At 74.8% G+C, this 14,235-nt stretch carries 16 protein-coding genes; 6 read left to right on the forward strand and 10 right to left on the reverse strand.

What is annotated here, in order from left to right; genetic code table 11:
* Positions 1 to 7 precede the first annotated feature (7 nt).
* Complete coding sequence (locus tag LG943_RS16510) at positions 8 to 982, reverse strand: helix-turn-helix transcriptional regulator (protein WP_270073178.1); 975 nt, start codon at positions 980 to 982, stop codon at positions 8 to 10.
* Between the two features lie 92 nt (positions 983 to 1,074).
* Complete coding sequence (locus LG943_RS16515) at positions 1,075 to 1,506, reverse strand: winged helix-turn-helix transcriptional regulator (protein WP_270073179.1); 432 nt, start codon at positions 1,504 to 1,506, stop codon at positions 1,075 to 1,077.
* Positions 1,507 to 1,588: 82 nt separating this feature from the next.
* Here LG943_RS16515 and LG943_RS16520 point away from each other — a divergent pair, with 82 nt between their 5' ends.
* A complete protein-coding gene (locus tag LG943_RS16520) occupies positions 1,589 to 1,969 on the forward strand; it encodes a YybH family protein (RefSeq protein WP_270073180.1) in 381 nt (126 codons plus the stop codon).
* A gap of 4 nt (positions 1,970 to 1,973) precedes the next feature.
* Here the strand turns inward: LG943_RS16520 and LG943_RS16525 are convergent, their stop codons facing one another.
* The 3 genes from LG943_RS16525 to LG943_RS16535 form a co-directional block, all read right to left on the reverse strand.
* Positions 1,974 to 2,963, reverse strand: coding sequence for an SURF1 family cytochrome oxidase biogenesis protein (locus LG943_RS16525; protein ID WP_333486379.1), 990 nt, complete (start codon positions 2,961 to 2,963; stop codon positions 1,974 to 1,976).
* A gap of 338 nt (positions 2,964 to 3,301) precedes the next feature.
* On the reverse strand, positions 3,302 to 3,532 hold the full coding sequence (locus LG943_RS16530; RefSeq protein ID WP_270073181.1) for a hypothetical protein: 231 nt from the start codon (positions 3,530 to 3,532) through the stop codon (positions 3,302 to 3,304).
* A gap of 176 nt (positions 3,533 to 3,708) precedes the next feature.
* Positions 3,709 to 4,812: a baeRF2 domain-containing protein gene (locus LG943_RS16535; RefSeq protein ID WP_270073182.1), complete on the reverse strand. Its 1,104-nt coding sequence runs from the start codon at positions 4,810 to 4,812 to the stop codon at positions 3,709 to 3,711.
* Between the two features lie 382 nt (positions 4,813 to 5,194).
* Here LG943_RS16535 and LG943_RS16540 point away from each other — a divergent pair, with 382 nt between their 5' ends.
* Positions 5,195 to 5,398, forward strand: coding sequence for a hypothetical protein (locus LG943_RS16540; RefSeq protein ID WP_270073183.1), 204 nt, complete (start codon positions 5,195 to 5,197; stop codon positions 5,396 to 5,398).
* Positions 5,399 to 5,525: 127 nt separating this feature from the next.
* Here the strand turns inward: LG943_RS16540 and purL are convergent, their stop codons facing one another.
* From purL to purS, 5 genes are all read right to left on the reverse strand, one after another.
* Positions 5,526 to 7,823: a phosphoribosylformylglycinamidine synthase subunit PurL gene (gene purL / locus LG943_RS16545; RefSeq protein ID WP_270073184.1), complete on the reverse strand. Its 2,298-nt coding sequence runs from the start codon at positions 7,821 to 7,823 to the stop codon at positions 5,526 to 5,528.
* A gap of 59 nt (positions 7,824 to 7,882) precedes the next feature.
* The gene (locus tag LG943_RS16550; RefSeq protein WP_270073185.1) at positions 7,883 to 8,383 is read right to left on the reverse strand and encodes a hypothetical protein; all 501 of its coding nucleotides are present in this window, start codon (positions 8,381 to 8,383) and stop codon (positions 7,883 to 7,885) included.
* A gap of 35 nt (positions 8,384 to 8,418) precedes the next feature.
* Entirely contained in the window at positions 8,419 to 9,126 is a 708-nt protein-coding gene (purQ, locus tag LG943_RS16555) for a phosphoribosylformylglycinamidine synthase subunit PurQ (RefSeq protein WP_270073186.1), read from the reverse strand.
* A gap of 217 nt (positions 9,127 to 9,343) precedes the next feature.
* Complete coding sequence (locus tag LG943_RS16560; protein WP_333486380.1) at positions 9,344 to 9,796, reverse strand: ATP-binding protein; 453 nt, start codon at positions 9,794 to 9,796, stop codon at positions 9,344 to 9,346.
* A 196-nt stretch (positions 9,797 to 9,992) separates the two neighbouring features.
* Entirely contained in the window at positions 9,993 to 10,235 is a 243-nt protein-coding gene (gene purS / locus LG943_RS16565; RefSeq protein ID WP_179768013.1) for a phosphoribosylformylglycinamidine synthase subunit PurS, read from the reverse strand.
* A 312-nt stretch (positions 10,236 to 10,547) separates the two neighbouring features.
* Between purS and LG943_RS16570 the strand changes: the two genes are divergently transcribed.
* The 4 genes from LG943_RS16570 to LG943_RS16585 all read left to right on the forward strand — a co-directional run.
* Complete coding sequence (locus LG943_RS16570; protein ID WP_408648599.1) at positions 10,548 to 11,168, forward strand: sigma-70 family RNA polymerase sigma factor; 621 nt, start codon at positions 10,548 to 10,550, stop codon at positions 11,166 to 11,168.
* Positions 11,169 to 11,630: 462 nt separating this feature from the next.
* Positions 11,631 to 12,749 (forward strand): pyruvate dehydrogenase (acetyl-transferring) E1 component subunit alpha, encoded by a 1,119-nt coding sequence (pdhA, locus tag LG943_RS16575; RefSeq protein ID WP_270073188.1) that lies wholly within the window; start codon positions 11,631 to 11,633, stop codon positions 12,747 to 12,749.
* Between the two features lies 1 nt (position 12,750).
* The gene (locus tag LG943_RS16580) at positions 12,751 to 13,731 is read left to right on the forward strand and encodes an alpha-ketoacid dehydrogenase subunit beta (RefSeq protein ID WP_270073189.1); all 981 of its coding nucleotides are present in this window, start codon (positions 12,751 to 12,753) and stop codon (positions 13,729 to 13,731) included.
* A 17-nt stretch (positions 13,732 to 13,748) separates the two neighbouring features.
* On the forward strand, positions 13,749 to 14,235 hold a 487-nt coding region (locus tag LG943_RS16585), incomplete at its 3' end, for a biotin/lipoyl-containing protein (RefSeq protein WP_333486381.1).

Consider the following 14,235-nt stretch of genomic DNA (forward strand, 5'->3'; position numbering starts at 1 on the left):
CGCCGCCTCACCCGCCGTCCGCCGCCGCACCGGCCGCCCGCGCGTAGCGGCGGGACATCGACCGCAGGTGCTCGGTGAAGTCCGGCGGTTCGACCACCTCGAAGTCCACGCCCAGCGCGCCGATCCGGGCGGCCACCAGGTCCCAGGAGTGGCCGCCGGTGTGCAGCAGCACGGTGTGCTCGCCGCGCGCCTCGGCCACGCCCCACTCCGGTGTCATCCAGTGCAGCGCCTCGATACCGGTGTGCAGCAGGACCGTGGCGCGCCGCCGCCACCGCGCCTCGGCGCGGCCCGCCTCCACGAACTCCAGCACGTCGCCGCCGGGCACCGGGCGCGGGGTGAAGCGCGGCCCGTTGGGCGTGCGCAGTGCCATGCGGTCGACGCGGAAGGTCCGCCAGTCCCCGCGCGCCGGATCCCAGGCCGCCAGGTACCAGCGGTCGCCGGTGTGCACGAGCCGGTGCGGCTCGACCTCCCGCACCCCGGGCGCGCCGCCGCGCCCGCTGTAGTCGAAGCGCAGCAGCTCGTGGTCGCGGCAGGCGCGGGCGATGCGCAGCAGCGCCTCGGCGTCCACGCGCGGCGTGCGCGGCGGCGCCTCGGCCGTGGCCACGGCCGTGTGCACGGCCTCGACCTGGCGGCGCAGCCGCGTCGGCAGCACCTGCTCCAGCTTGGCCAGCGCGCGCAGCGCGGTCTCCTCCACCCCGGCGATGGGGCCCGACGCGGCGGTGCGCAGCCCCACGGCCACCGCCACCGCCTCCGCGTCGTCCAGCACCAGCGGCGGCAGCCGCGCCCCGGCGCCCAGCCGGTAGCCCCCGCCGACCCCGGGCGCCGCGTGCACCGGATAGCCCAGGCCGCGCAGCCGCTCGACGTCGTTGCGGACGGTGCGCGTGGTCACGCCCAGCCGCTCGGCCAGGCGCGGTCCGGGCCAGTCGGGGGCGGACTGGAGGAGGGAGAGCAGGCGCAGCAGCCGCGCCGAGGTGTCGGCCATGGGTCGATTGTCCTCGGGGTCGCGGAACGGGGGCTTCCGCGATGGGGGGCGGCGGACGCGGCCGTCCCCGCCCTTGAGGCCGGGCGGCGCGGCTACTCCTCAGCGGGCAGCGAGCCCCAGTCCCACAGCGCCTGGAGCACCGGCCCCAGCGCGCGGCCGCGCTCGGTGAGGACGTAGCGCACGCGCGGCGGCCAGCCGGGGCGGCGGATCCGCACCACCACGCCGGCCTCGACCAACTGGGCGAGCCGGTCGCTGAGCACCTTCGCCGACAGCTCCGGCAGCGCCTGGGCCAGGTCGGTGTAGGACTCCCGGCCGCGCAGCAGTTCGCGCACGACCAGGGTGGTCCACCGGCCCGACAGCGCGGCCAGCGCGGTCTCGACCGGGCACCCGGGCGCCGGGCGCGGCACCGCCGCCATCGGGTGGGCGGGCAGGCCGGGCGATTCGGGTGATCCGGACGGTCCGGGCAGACCGGGTGGTCCGGGCAGGCCGGGCGGCGGCGCGTGGCCAACCGTTTGGTGAGTCACGAGGGCGCCTCCTAGCGTGCGGACTTCGGAGCGCGGCGGCGCCGCGACCCCGATCAGCCACCCGACACCTTACGGAGACCCCATGACGTCGTCCCTGCCCCGCACCCCGCACGAGGTGCCCGCCGCGTTCGCCGAGCGGTTCGACTCCGGCGACGCGGACCGGGTGCTGGAGCTGTTCCCCGAGAGCGCGGTGCTGGTGCCCGAGCCGGGAGCGCCCGTGCGCGGCGCCGACCTGGCCGGCGGTCTGGCCGGACACCTGTCGCTGGGGCTGCCCATCCGGGTCGCGCCCCGGCACGTCTACGCCAGTGGGGACGTGGCCCTGCTGATCGTGGACTGGCGGATCGAGGGCACCACGGCGGCGGGGGAGGAGGTGGCGCTGGCGGGGACGGCCACCGACGTGGCGCGGCGCTGCCCCGATGGAGTGTGGCGCTACGCCGTGGACAACCCGCACGGCACGGCGTGAGGGCTCAGCGGCGCGCGCCCGAGTGCGGCCGGGCGCCGGGGGTGTCGGCGGGGTCGGGGTTAGCTGCGGCATCGGCCGCGTCGGAGGGGGCAGCGGACTGCGCCGCGTCGGCGGCCGCCCCGGCGTCCGCGTCCTCGACGGCCGCCTCGCCGTCCGGGCCGCCGCCCGGGGCGTCCGTGCCGTCCGTTCCGTCCGGCCCGGCCCCCGGGCCGCCGCCGCCAGAGCCCGGCGTGTCGGGCGGCCCGGCCGAGGCGTCGCGGGCGTCTTTGACCTCGCGGCGCATGAGGATGATCCAGCCGACGATCGCGATGACCGTGAACACCCACCACTGCACCGCGTAGGAGAGGTTCATGCCGGTGTCGACCTCGGGCGCGGCCACCGGCTCGGGCGCGTCGGCGCCCTCGGGACTCTGCTCGGTCAGCTCGGCGTAGCCGCCGTAGACCGGATAGGGCAGGCCCTCGGCGATGCGGTCGACGTCCACGATCATGATCTGGCCCTCGGGCAGGCCGTCGCGGACGCGGATGCCGGTGTTCTCGGGGGTCTCGCTGAACTGGAGCCGGCCGGTCACCGTGACCTCGCCCTCGGGGGCGGGCGGGACCTCGGGCCGGGCGGTGGCCGAGGGCGGCTGCTCGATCCAGCCGCGGTTGACCAGCAGCGCGGGGCCGTCGTCGGTGACCAGCGGGGTCAGCACGTGCAGGCCCACGCCCCGGGAGCCGTCGCGGTTGCGCACCAGCAGCTCGTGCTCGGTGTCGTAGGTGCCGGTGGCGGTCACCTGCCGCCAGCGGTCCTCGGGCGGGACGTCCTCGCCGGGGGCGGTCAGCTCCTGGACCGGCACGGGGTCGGCGGCGATGTTGGCCTCCTGGAGGGCGGCCGCCGCGGCCTTGTCCTCCCCGCGGCCCCACTGCCAGAAGCCCAGCCAGATGAAGGAGGGCACCACCAGCGCCACCAGCGCGTGAAACGCCAGCATGCGCGGGGTGAGCAGGACTCGGAGCACGTTTCGAGGCTATCCGAGCACCCGGGCGCCCCCGCACCGGGTGGCGGTTGGGCCACGGCCCGCCACGGGGTTCGGAAGGCGCCCTGGGCGATCCCGGTCCACCGGTGCCGGCCGTGACGAGCAGGGAAGGCGCCACCGGACAGGTGATCACGGGAGGCGACGGTCCCCCGCTCGTCAGGAGGACCACGACCCTGGGTGACGCAGCGCCCAGTACACGTCTCCCATCCGGCACCGGGGAGGCGCTGACGCGCGACTGCGAGAGGTCGAGCACCTGCCTGGCGTGCGCCTTCCCGACGCCGTCGGGCGGTTGGAGAGGAGAACCGCGGGCGGCCGGGCGGTCACTCGTGTCGCCAGCGCTGCCACACCCAGTACACGTTGAACCCCGAGGCGACCGTCCCGGCCGCCAGGACGATGGTCAGCGGCGGCGGGCCGCCCAGCAGCACCGACAGCACGGTGCCCACCACGAGCACCCCGGCGCCGAACACCGCCAGCACCAGGCGGAACGCCAGTGGGCTGGCCGGTCGGTCGTGGCTGCCCAGCGCGCCCTTGAGCCGTCCTCGCCGCTTCATCGCCGGGCTCCCTCACCTCGGTTGCGCCGCCGCGTATCGCGGCCGCGCACCATCGTAGGAGCGGCCGCGCGGCACCCGCCCGCCCGACGCCCGCCGGTCACCGGCCGGCCGCCGCCGATCGCCCGCCGGCGCCGCCGATCCCGCCGATCACCCACCGGACGCCCGCCCCCACAGCCTCAGCGCGGCGCCGCCGCGAACCGGAGGAACGCGCCCACCCCGTCGGCGGCCTCGCCCGGATCGGGTAGCCGGGTGAACGCCGCGCTGGTGGCCTGGGCGGCCCGCAGCAGCAGCGCGCCCGCCGGGGCGGTGAACGCCTCGCTCGGGTCGGTCAGCCGCCCGCGCCGCTCCGCCACCTCCAGCGGGTCCGTGCGTGAGGCCCACAGCAGCGGTTCGGCCCCGCCCCGGGGCGCCAGCAGCACCCGGGACACCCGCCCCGACCGCAGCGCCCGGGTGGTGTCGGCGAACCCCTGCACGGCGCGCTCCGCGCGGTGCAGGTCCTCGGTGAACTCCGCCAGCACCCCGCCGCGCAGCGCCGCCGCGGTCTGCCGCAGCCCCTCCTCCACGCTCGCGCGCAGCCGCGCCACCGCGTTGCCCTCGCCCCTGCCGCCAACCTCGATCACCGGCGCCCCGGCCGCCGCGTCCAGCCGCGCCCGCAGCGCCTCCAGCGTCCGCTCGTCCCCGCCGACGAACACGGCCGCCGCGCGCACCCGCCGCACCGCCGCCTCCACGTCGCGCACGACGTCCCCCGCGCTCGCCGACCACACCCGCTCGGCGCGGTCGCGGTGCCGGTAGCGCCGCCCGCCCGCCGCCGCGTCGCCGGAGCGGCGGCGCGCGTCCCCGGCGTGGCGCTCCTCCTCCACAACAGCGCCGTCGGCGGCGTAGGCGTAGACGTCGGCGCCCTCCCCGTCGGCGGCCACCACCACGTAGGGCACGCCGTCGTCGAGGTCGCAGACCAGGTCGACGGGGTCGGCCACCGGCAGCCACGCGGCGCGGTCGCGCTCGGGGGGCCGCGACAGGGTGTAGGCGGCGACCAGCCGCCCGCCCGCCGCGAACAGCGCCTCCCCCTGGGGGCCGGGGACCTTCGGCAGGCCGCCCGCGGCGGCGTCCAGGGCGCGCAGCGTGCCGGGGTCGGCTCCGTCGTCGGCCAGCCGCGCCCGCAGCGCGCGCCAGCGGTGCTCGATGCGCCGCGCCGGGTCGTCCCCCGCGCGGGTGGTGTCCAAATACACCGTGGCGACCGGCCCGGTCGCCCGGTAGAGGCGTTCCAGAAAGCGCAGATCCATGACCGCCGGACCGCACCGCATGCGGCCCGTCTCACCTCCCGGTGCTGCTGGCGGTTCCCGTCCCCGGGGGCGGTGCGCGGCGCCGCGTGCGCCCCCACCGCGCGGCGGACCCCTTCCGATCCGGCCGCCGGTCTCCGCACCGGCAGCGCCGGAGGCCCGCCGGTCCCCCGTGGCCCTGCCCACTGCCCCGGCACCGCCGGTGCCATGCGGGCCGGTTGCCGACACGGGCCGCGCGGCCACGCGCCGCGACCGCCGCCAGGTCAGGGCGGGGGCGGTGGGGGTTTGTCCCCAGGCGGCGGCGGGTAGTCGCGGTCACCACGGACCGACCTACCGCCCAGCGGAGGGACCGCTGAGGGCCACCCCGACCAGGAGGGAGGGCACCATGGAACGCGGCAGCGACAAGCACGGACCCCGGCTCGACGACCAGATGGAACGCGAGATCGAGGGCGTGCTGCGCGGGGGCAAACCCACCCGCGTCCGCGAGGAACTGGAGCCCGAACCGACCGTCACCGACGACGGCGAGCCCGCCACCAACCCCGGCGCGGTCGACCCCGACCGCGAACGCGGCGGCGGGCAGGGGGAGTAAGCAGGGAGCGAGCAGGGACGGCGAAAAGAGGGCGCGCCGGTGCGGAACGACTCCGCACCGGCGCGCCTCGCGCTTTTCCCCGCCGCCCGCCCCGCGCCCGGGTCACCCCCCGCGCGCGGGCGCCGGGCTACTCCGCGTCGAAGACCGCGGGCAGGGTGGACTCATAGGCCGTCCGCAGCTCCGCCAGGCTGACGCTGAACCCGCCCTCGGGGTGGGTCACCGTCAGGGCCTCGCCGCCGACCGTGCCGATCTCGGCGGCCGGAACCCCGTGCCGCTCGCACAGCGCCGCGAACGCGTCCTCGCTCTCGGGCCGCACCACGACCACGGCCCGCGCGCCCGACTCGCTGAACAGCGCGGTGAACGCGTCGGTGACGTGCAGGGTGGCGCCCACGCCGCCGCGCAGCGCCGACTCCGCCACCGCCACGCCCAGCCCGCCGTCGGAGAGGTCGTGGGCCGCCGCCAGCACGCCCGCCTCGGCGGCCTCGGCCAGGAGTTCGCCCAGCGCGGCCTCGGCGGCGAGGTCGACCTTGGGCGGCAGCCCGCCCAGGTGGCCGTGCACGACCTCGGCCCACACCGACCCGCCGAACTCCTCGGCGGTGCGGCCCAGCAGCACGATGCGGGCGCCGTCGGCCCCGGCGGGCAGCGCGGTGGCCAGCCGGTCGCGGACGTCGCCGATGACCCCCAGCACGCCGATGACCGGGGTGGGGTTGATGGCGGTGTCGCCGGTCTGGTTGTAGAAGCTGACGTTGCCGCCGGTGACCGGGGTGCCCAGCGTCTGGCAGGCGTCGGCCAGGCCGCGGGTGGACTCCGCGAACTGCCACATCACCGCGGGGTCCTCGGGCGAGCCGAAGTTGAGGCAGTTGGTGACCGCCAGCGGCCGCGCGCCGGTGGCGGCGACGTTGCGGTAGGCCTCGGCGTAGGCGGCCTGGGTGCCCGCGTAGGGGTCCAGCCGGGTGTAGCGGCCGTTGCCGTCGACGGCCAGCGCGATACCGGTGTCGGCGTCCTCGGCCACCCGGATCATGCCGCCGTCGTCGGGGGTGGCCAGCACGGTGTTGCCCATGACGTAGCGGTCGTACTGCTGGGTGACCCAGGTGGGGTCGCACACCCCCGGCGCCGCCAGCACGCGCAGGAGCTGCTCGCGCAGGTCGTCGTCGGTCTTGGGCCGCTCCAGCCGGTCGGGGGTGTCGGCCTGGAGGGCGTCCTGGTCGGCCGGGCGGGCGTAGGGGCGGTCGTAGACCGGGCCTTCGTCGGAGGCGGTGCGCGGCGGCATGTCGACCACGGTCTCGCCGTGCCAGGTCATGACCAGCCGCCCGCCGCGTTCGGCCTCCTCGGGCGTGACGTCGGTGACCTCGCCGATGACGCTGGCCAGAATGTTCCACTTGCGGCAGGTGGCCAGGAACGCGTCGAGCTTGGCGGGCTCGACGATCGCCATCATGCGCTCCTGGGACTCGCTCATCAGGATCTCCTCCGGCGTGAGCCGGGGGTCGCGCAGCGGCACCCTGTCGAGTTCGATCCGCATGCCGCCGGTGCCGCCCGCCGCCAGTTCGGTGGTGGCGCACGACACCCCGGCCGCGCCGAGGTCCTGGATGCCCACCACCAGGTCGGCGGCGAACAGCTCCAGGCTGCACTCGATGAGCAGCTTCTCCATGAACGGGTCGCCCACCTGGACGCTGGGCCGCTTGGCGTGGCTCTCGTCGTCGAAGGTGGCGCTGGCCAGCACCGAGGCCCCGCCGATCCCGTCGGGGCCGGTGGTGGCGCCGAACAGCACGACCTTGTTGCCCGGACCGGGCGCCTGGGCCAGCTTGATGTCCTCGTGCCGCATGACGCCCACGCACAGGGCGTTGACCAGCGGGTTGCCCGCGTACCCGGCGCCGAACCCGATCTCGCCGCCGATGTTGGGCAGCCCCAGGCAGTTGCCGTAGAAGGAGATGCCCGAGACCACGCCCGGCAGCACCCGGCGGGTGTCGGGGGCGTCCAGCGGGCCGAAGCGCAGCGCGTCCATCACCGCCACGGGCCGGGCGCCCATGGTGAGGATGTCGCGGACGATCCCGCCCACGCCGGTGGCCGCGCCCTGGTGCGGCTCGACGTAGGAGGGGTGGTTGTGCGACTCGATCTTGAAGGTGACCGCCCGGCCGCCGCCGACGTCGACCACACCCGCGTTCTCGCCCATGCCCACCAGCAGGGCGTCGCTGGCCGGAGCCTTCTCGCCGAACTGGCGCAGGTGCTTCTTGGAACTCTTGTAGGAGCAGTGCTCGCTCCACATCACCGAGTAGATCGCCAGCTCCGCCGAGGTGGGCCGGCGGCCCAGGATCTCCCGGACCCGCGCGTACTCGTCCTGGGCCATGCCGAGTTCGGCGTAGGGCTGCGGGGTGTCGGGCGTGCTCTGGGCCGTGGCGACGGTGTCGGGCAGGGGTGCGTCGGGCATCGGGTCTTCCGTTCGGGGCTCGCGGGCTGCGGTGCGCGGCCGGCGGTGGGCGGGTCGGCTCAGGAGTCGGGCTCCTGGGCGTGCATCAGCATCAGGCCGGCGGTGGTGTCGGGGGCGTCGACGGGCGCGGCGGTCACCATCACCGAGCCGTTGGTGAGGTAGCTCTCGGCGAGGGGGACGTCGTCGGGGTCGGCCTCCTGGTTGGGCAGGATGCGCGCCCACCCCTGGTCGAGGAGGTGGCCGAACACCTTCTCGACGGCCTCGTCGGTGTCCTCGCCGTCCTTGGTGGCGACACCGACGATCCGGACGCACTCCACGTCGGGGCACTGCTCGCCGAAGTCGGTGTAGGAGGCGCCCCGGGGCGCATCGCCGAGTTCGTCCAGTGCGGGCGCCGGCATGGGGGAGTCGGGCTGGGCCGAGGGGGCCTGCCCGGCGGAGGGGCCGGGCGAGCCCAGGGCGTTGACCAGCCCAACCGCGCCGGTGGCGACCATCCCCAGGATCAGCAGGGCGCTCACGACGAGGATGGTCGTCCGTGAGCGCAGCAGGCCCAACATGCGCATTTGCGTCCCCCAGGTCTCGCGCGGTGCGGCGGTGGTCAGCCGGTGGCGCCCGCCGCCGCGGGCACGCCGTCGGCCAGGTGTGCGAGGAGGGAGGTGAAGAACCCGAGTCCGTCGGTGGAGGGGCCGGTCAGGTCCTCGACGGCGTGTTCGGGGTGCGGCATGAGGCCGACCACGTTGCCGTGCTCGTTGGTGACGCCGGCGATCTCGCGCCGGGAGCCGTTGGGCGCGGGCTCGGCGTAGCGCGCCACGACGCGGCCGGTGCGCTCCAGTTCGTCCAGGGTGGCGGTGTCGGCGACGTAGCAGCCCTCGCCGCTCTTGAGGACGATCCGGATCTCCTCGCCGTCGGTGTAGCGGTTGGTCCAGGCGGTGGCGGTGGACTCCACCCGCAGGGTGACGTCGCGGTTGATGAACCGCAGGGACTTGTTGCGGGTGAGGGCGCCGGGCAGCAGGTGGCTCTCGCACAGGATCTGGAAGCCGTTGCAGATGCCCAGCACCGGGAGGTTTCCGGAGCGCGCGGCCGGCACGAGTTCGCCCATGATGGGGGAGAACCGGGCGATGGCGCCGCAGCGGAGGTAGTCGCCGTAGGAGAAGCCGCCGGGCAGCACCACGGCGTCCACGCCCTTGAGGTCGGGGTCGTCGTGCCAGAGCGCGACGGGCTCGGCGCCGGCGATGCGGACGGCGCGGGCGGCGTCCCTGTCGTCGAGGGAGCCGGGGAAGGTGACGACGCCCACACGGGCTGTCATGGGCACTCTCCGAAAATGGTCGTCGGTGGGAGCCGGCAGGTCGCGGCGGGTGCGCGGCGGTGGCCGTGGATGTGCGCGCGACGCTCCTGAGGTTACCTGCTGACCTCGGCGCTCGGCGCGCGCCGTCCACAGGCGGCTCCGGGCGCGCCGGGGCGCCGGCGTGCGGGCCGGGCCCCGGGGCGGCCCCGAGGCGACCCCCGGGCGGCCCCGGGCCGGGTCAGTGGAGGACGGGCTGGGGCGCCACGCACTCGCCGTGGTCCGGCGGCGCGGCCGCGCACTCGGCGAGCCGCTTGCGCAGCAGCACCCGGGTGGTGCCGTCGGGTTCGCCGGAGATGGCGACGTCCTCCATGAGGTGGCGCATCAAGAGAATGCCCCTGCCGGATTCCGCTTCCAGGTCCGGCAGGGGCACCCGAGACGGGTTGAACCGGCGTCCTCTATGGGTGATCTCCAGGACGCAGGTGTCGGGCAGCAGCCGGGCGTCGACCTGGTAGCCCACGGCCGGGAAGCCGTGGTCGACCACGTTGGCGCACGCCTCGGAGGCGGCGAGCAGGATGGCGAACCTGCACTCGGCGCAGATTCCGCTGCTGCGCAGCGCCTCGCCGAGGAAGTCCCGCATCACGGCGACGGTGTACGCCTCTCGGGGGAGTGCAATCGAGAATGTCACGTCCATCGGAAGCCCTCACGACCGTTCGGCACAGTTCTGAGCCTTCCCGGGGCGGGCACGGCGAAACGGACATGGCCGCGAGTTGGCCGGAAGCGGCACGTGGCGTGGTGATTCCATAGGGCGACCGCCCCCGGTGGGCGGCGGTCCGGCGCGGCGGGCGGGCGTCCACGGCGGCGGGACCGCCCGAGGGCTGCCCCCGCGGTCACTCCACCCGCAGGGAGAAGTCCTCGATCACGGGGTTGGCGAGCAGGGTCTCGGCCATGCGGCGGACGTCGGCGAGCTTGGCGTCGTCGACCTCGCCGTCGACCTCGACCTCGAAGCGCTTGCCCTGGCGGACCTCGCTGACACCGGTGAACCCGAGGCGGCCGCAGGCCCCGGCGATGGCCTGGCCCTGGGGGTCCAGGATCTCCGGCTTGAGCATGACGTCAACGACGACGCGGGCCACGGGTCCTCCACTGTGCTTCGGGTGTGCTTCGGGGCGCGATCGAGGGTCGGCTGGGGGTGCAGTCGAATGAAGCCGCCTCCCCGGGCTAGTGGAGGAGGGGCAGGCAAAAGCGTACGGCACCCCGGTGCGCCGCGCGGGCAGGGTGCCGCGGCGTCTACGCTGGAAGGAGGCGCTTTTACCGCATCTTGAGCCGCCGCATAGCCCGATTCGGTAGTTTCGTGACACGTATCACCCGGGTCGTTGTCATCATGGAGCGCCTGTTGAAGCGTCTACCAAGTTGATAACGATCGCCGGTCGTCCCAAGGGGGAAATTTGACGACCATCGAACTGGAGCGTATGCGCGAAGCCGACGAGTCCACCGCAACCTCCGAACCCGCGGAGTCGCTCGACTTCGTCACCGCCGTCACCCCGTACGCCGATCAGCTCTACCCCACGGCGCTGCGGATGACGCGCAACTCGGCCGACGCCGAGGACCTCGTCCAGGAGACCTTCGCCAAGGCGTTCGCCAACTTCCACCAGTTCCGCGCCGGCACCAACCTGCGCGCCTGGCTGTACCGCATCCTGACCAACACGTTCATCAACGGCTACCGCAAGAAGCAGCGGGAGCCCCGACAGGACTCCACCGACGAGATCAAGGACTGGCAGTTGGCCGCCGCCGACGCGCACGCCTCCACCGGTTCGCGCTCGGCCGAGTCGGAGGTGCTGGAGCGCCTGCCCGACTCCGCCATCCGCCACGCCCTGGCCCAGCTCCCCGAGGAGTTCCGCCTGGTCGTGTACCTGATCGACGTCGAGGGGTTCACCTACAAGGAGGTCGCCGCCCGCATGGGGACACCCCTGGGCACCGTCATGTCGCGCCTCCACCGCGCCCGGCGCCAACTGCGCGAGCAGCTCGCCGACTACGCCCGCGAGCGCGGCATGCGCGTGGCGGCCTGACCGCCGCGCTCCCTCTCCGGCCGCCCGCCCGAGCCCGGTGCCCCGCGCACCCGGCGGCCGCACCCCCGCTTCCCATCCGCACCGGCCCCGGCCGCGCGCCGCTGGGCCGCCGGGTCTCCTCAGCGCCCCACCTTCGACTACTCCGCGTGACCGACCGTGCGCGCCCGGGTGATCCGGGCCGCCGCCCGCCGGTGCCGCGCACCGGGTCGTCGGTCGTCCGAATTTTTCGTCGGACGCCCTTGAAAATGCTAGGTAGTCCTGGTAGTTGCGCTTTTCCCGTTCTCGGACATGATGGTCGGCAGGCGAAAGGTTGCCCGCAGCACTTGCGCCGTCCGTGGTGAGTTCTGTCACGATGTCGGTAGGGCTGCCGACTCGAAACCCGTTACCCCGGGTGAGCGGCAGAGGTCCGGCCGACGGAGTGGTACCCCGCGAAATCGGCCCCGAGAACCCGAGGAGCGACAGGTGTCGGACAACACCGCGCATGACGAACCCGAACTCGTCCAGCTCTTGACCCCCGAGGGAGAGCTGCGGCACCACCCCGACTACCCGCTGGACCTCGGCGCCGAGGAGGTCCGCGGCCTCTACCGCGACCTCGTCCTGGTGCGCCGGGTCGACACCGAGGCCGTCGCCCTCCAGCGGCAGGGCGAACTCGGCCTGTGGGCGTCGCTGCTGGGCCAGGAGGCCGCCCAGATCGGCTCGGCCCGCGCGCTGCGCCCCCAGGACATGGCGTTCCCCTCCTACCGCGAACACGGCGTGGCCTGGGTGCGGGGGGTCGACCCCCGCGAGCTGCTGGGCATGTTCCGCGGCGTCACCAACGGCGGGTGGGACCCCGCCGAGCACGGCCTGCACCTCTACACCATCGTCATCGGCTCCCAGACCCTGCACGCCACCGGCTACGCCATGGGCGTCCAGCGCGACGGCGCCACCGGCGGCGACGACGGCACCGCGGTCATCGTCTACTTCGGCGACGGCGCCACCAGCCAGGGCGACACCAACGAGGCGTTCAACTTCGCCGCCGTCAACAACGCCCCCGTGGTGTTCTTCTGCCAGAACAACCAGTGGGCCATCTCCGAGCCGCTGGAGCGCCAGTCCCGGGTGCCGCTGTACCGGCGCGCCGCCGGGTTCGGGTTCCCGGGCGTGCGCGTCGACGGCAACGACGTCTTCGCCTCGCTGGCGGTGACCCGCCGCGCCCTCCAGCACGCCCGCGAGGGCCAGGGCCCGATGCTCATCGAGGCGTTCACCTACCGCATGGGCGCCCACACCACCAACGACGACCCCACCCGCTACCGGGTGGCCGCCGAGCTGGAGGAGTGGAAGCGCAAGGACCCCATCCTGCGGCTGCGCGCCTACATGGCCGCCAACGGGGTGGCCGACGACGACTTCTTCGCCGCCGTGGACGCCGAGGCCGACAAGCTCGGCGAGCGCGTGCGCATCGAGTGCCGGGCGCTGCCCGACCCCGACCCGCTGGACATCTTCCACGAGGTCTACGCCGAACCCCATGCCCAACTCGACCTCCAGCGGGCCGAGTTCGCCGACTACCTGGCGTCCTTCGAGGACGCCGGCGCCGAGGGAGGCCGGTGACATGAGCGTCAACCTGACCATCGGAAAGGCCATCAACGCCGGCCTGCGCCGCGCCATGGAGGCCGACCCCAAGGTGCTCGTCATGGGCGAGGACGTCGGCAAGCTCGGCGGCGTCTTCCGCGTCACCGACCAGCTCTACAAGGACTTCGGCGCCGACCGGGTGATCGACACCCCGCTGGCGGAGTCGGGGATCGTGGGCACCGCGATCGGCCTGGCCATGCGCGGCTACCGCCCGGTGTGCGAGATCCAGTTCGACGGGTTCTTCTTCCCGGCCACCAACCAGACCTTCACCCAGCTCGCCAAGCTGCGGCGCCGCTCGGCGGGCGCGCTGGGCATGCCGGTCGTGCTGCGCATCCCCTACGGCGGCGGCATCGGCGCGGTGGAGCACCACAGCGAGTCGCCCGAGGCGTACTTCGCCCACACCGCCGGGCTGCGGGTGATCACGGTGGCCAACGCCGTGGACGCCTACTGGATGATCCAGCAGGCCATCGCCTCGCCCGACCCCGTGGTGTTCTTCGAGCCCAAGCGGCGCTACTACGACAAGGCCGACGTCGACACCGACGCCGCGCTGGAGTCGGCCTACCCCATGGGCGCGGCGCGGGTGGCCCGGCCGGGCACCGACGTCACGCTGCTGGCCTACGGCCCGATGGTCAAGACCGCGCTCCAGGCGGCCGAGGCCGACGACGACCACTCCATCGAGGTCATCGACCTGCGCTCCATCTCGCCGGTGGACTACGACACCGTGACCGAGTCGGTGCGGCGCACCGGGCGGCTGGTGATCACGCACGAGGCGCCGGTCAGCGGCGGTGTGGGCGCCGAGATCGCCGCGCGCGTCACGGAGTCGTGCTTCTACCACCTGGAGGCACCCGTCATCCGGGTCGGGGCGTTCGACACGCCCTACCCCCAGTCGCGGCTGGAGGAGCACTACCTCCCCGACCTCGACCGGGTTCTCGACGGCGTCGACCGCGCGTTCGCGTTCTGAGGGGGCGGGGAGCACACGTGAGCAAGGCAGACACAGCGCAAGCGAACACCGCGCAGTCGGGCGTGCGCCACTTCCGGCTGCCCGACGTCGGCGAGGGGCTCGTCGACGCCGAGATCCTCCAGTGGCACGTCAAGCCCGGCGACGAGGTCGCGGTCAACCAGGTGATCTGCGAGGTCGAGACCGCCAAGGCGGCCGTGGAGCTGCCCTGCCCGTGGGCGGGGACGGTGCGCGAGCTGCTGGTGCCCGAGGGGCGCACGGTGGACGTGGGCACGGCCATCATCAGCGTCGCCACCGGCGAGGATGACGCCGACGCAGGCGCCGACACCGAGGTGCGCGAGAAGCCGCTGGTGGGCTACGGCGAGAAGGCGGCGTCCACCCAGCGGCGCCCGCGCCGGCGGCCCGGCGCGGCCCAGGGCGCGGGGGCGGCGCCGGCCGCCGCGAGCGGCCAGGCGCCTCCGGAGCCCGCCCCGGCTCCGGCACCGGCGGCCCCGGCCGCGCCCGCCC

This window comes from Streptomonospora mangrovi, assembly GCF_027604915.1.
GTDB classification, from domain to species: domain Bacteria; phylum Actinomycetota; class Actinomycetes; order Streptosporangiales; family Streptosporangiaceae; genus Streptomonospora; species Streptomonospora mangrovi.

Coding starts and splice junctions, on each gene's coding strand:
- LG943_RS16510 (WP_270073178.1), bottom strand. CDS start 982: ATGGCCGACACCTCGGCGCGGCTGCTGCGCCTGCTCTCCCTCCTCCAG.
- LG943_RS16520 (WP_270073180.1), top strand. CDS start 1,589: ATGACGTCGTCCCTGCCCCGCACCCCGCACGAGGTGCCCGCCGCGTTC.
- LG943_RS16530 (WP_270073181.1), bottom strand. CDS start 3,532: ATGAAGCGGCGAGGACGGCTCAAGGGCGCGCTGGGCAGCCACGACCGA.
- LG943_RS16535 (WP_270073182.1), bottom strand. CDS start 4,812: ATGGATCTGCGCTTTCTGGAACGCCTCTACCGGGCGACCGGGCCGGTC.
- LG943_RS16540 (WP_270073183.1), top strand. CDS start 5,195: ATGGAACGCGGCAGCGACAAGCACGGACCCCGGCTCGACGACCAGATG.
- purL (WP_270073184.1), bottom strand. CDS start 7,823: ATGCCCGACGCACCCCTGCCCGACACCGTCGCCACGGCCCAGAGCACG.
- LG943_RS16550 (WP_270073185.1), bottom strand. CDS start 8,383: ATGCGCATGTTGGGCCTGCTGCGCTCACGGACGACCATCCTCGTCGTG.
- purQ (WP_270073186.1), bottom strand. CDS start 9,126: ATGACAGCCCGTGTGGGCGTCGTCACCTTCCCCGGCTCCCTCGACGAC.
- LG943_RS16560 (WP_333486380.1), bottom strand. CDS start 9,796: ATGGACGTGACATTCTCGATTGCACTCCCCCGAGAGGCGTACACCGTC.
- LG943_RS16580 (WP_270073189.1), top strand. CDS start 12,751: ATGAGCGTCAACCTGACCATCGGAAAGGCCATCAACGCCGGCCTGCGC.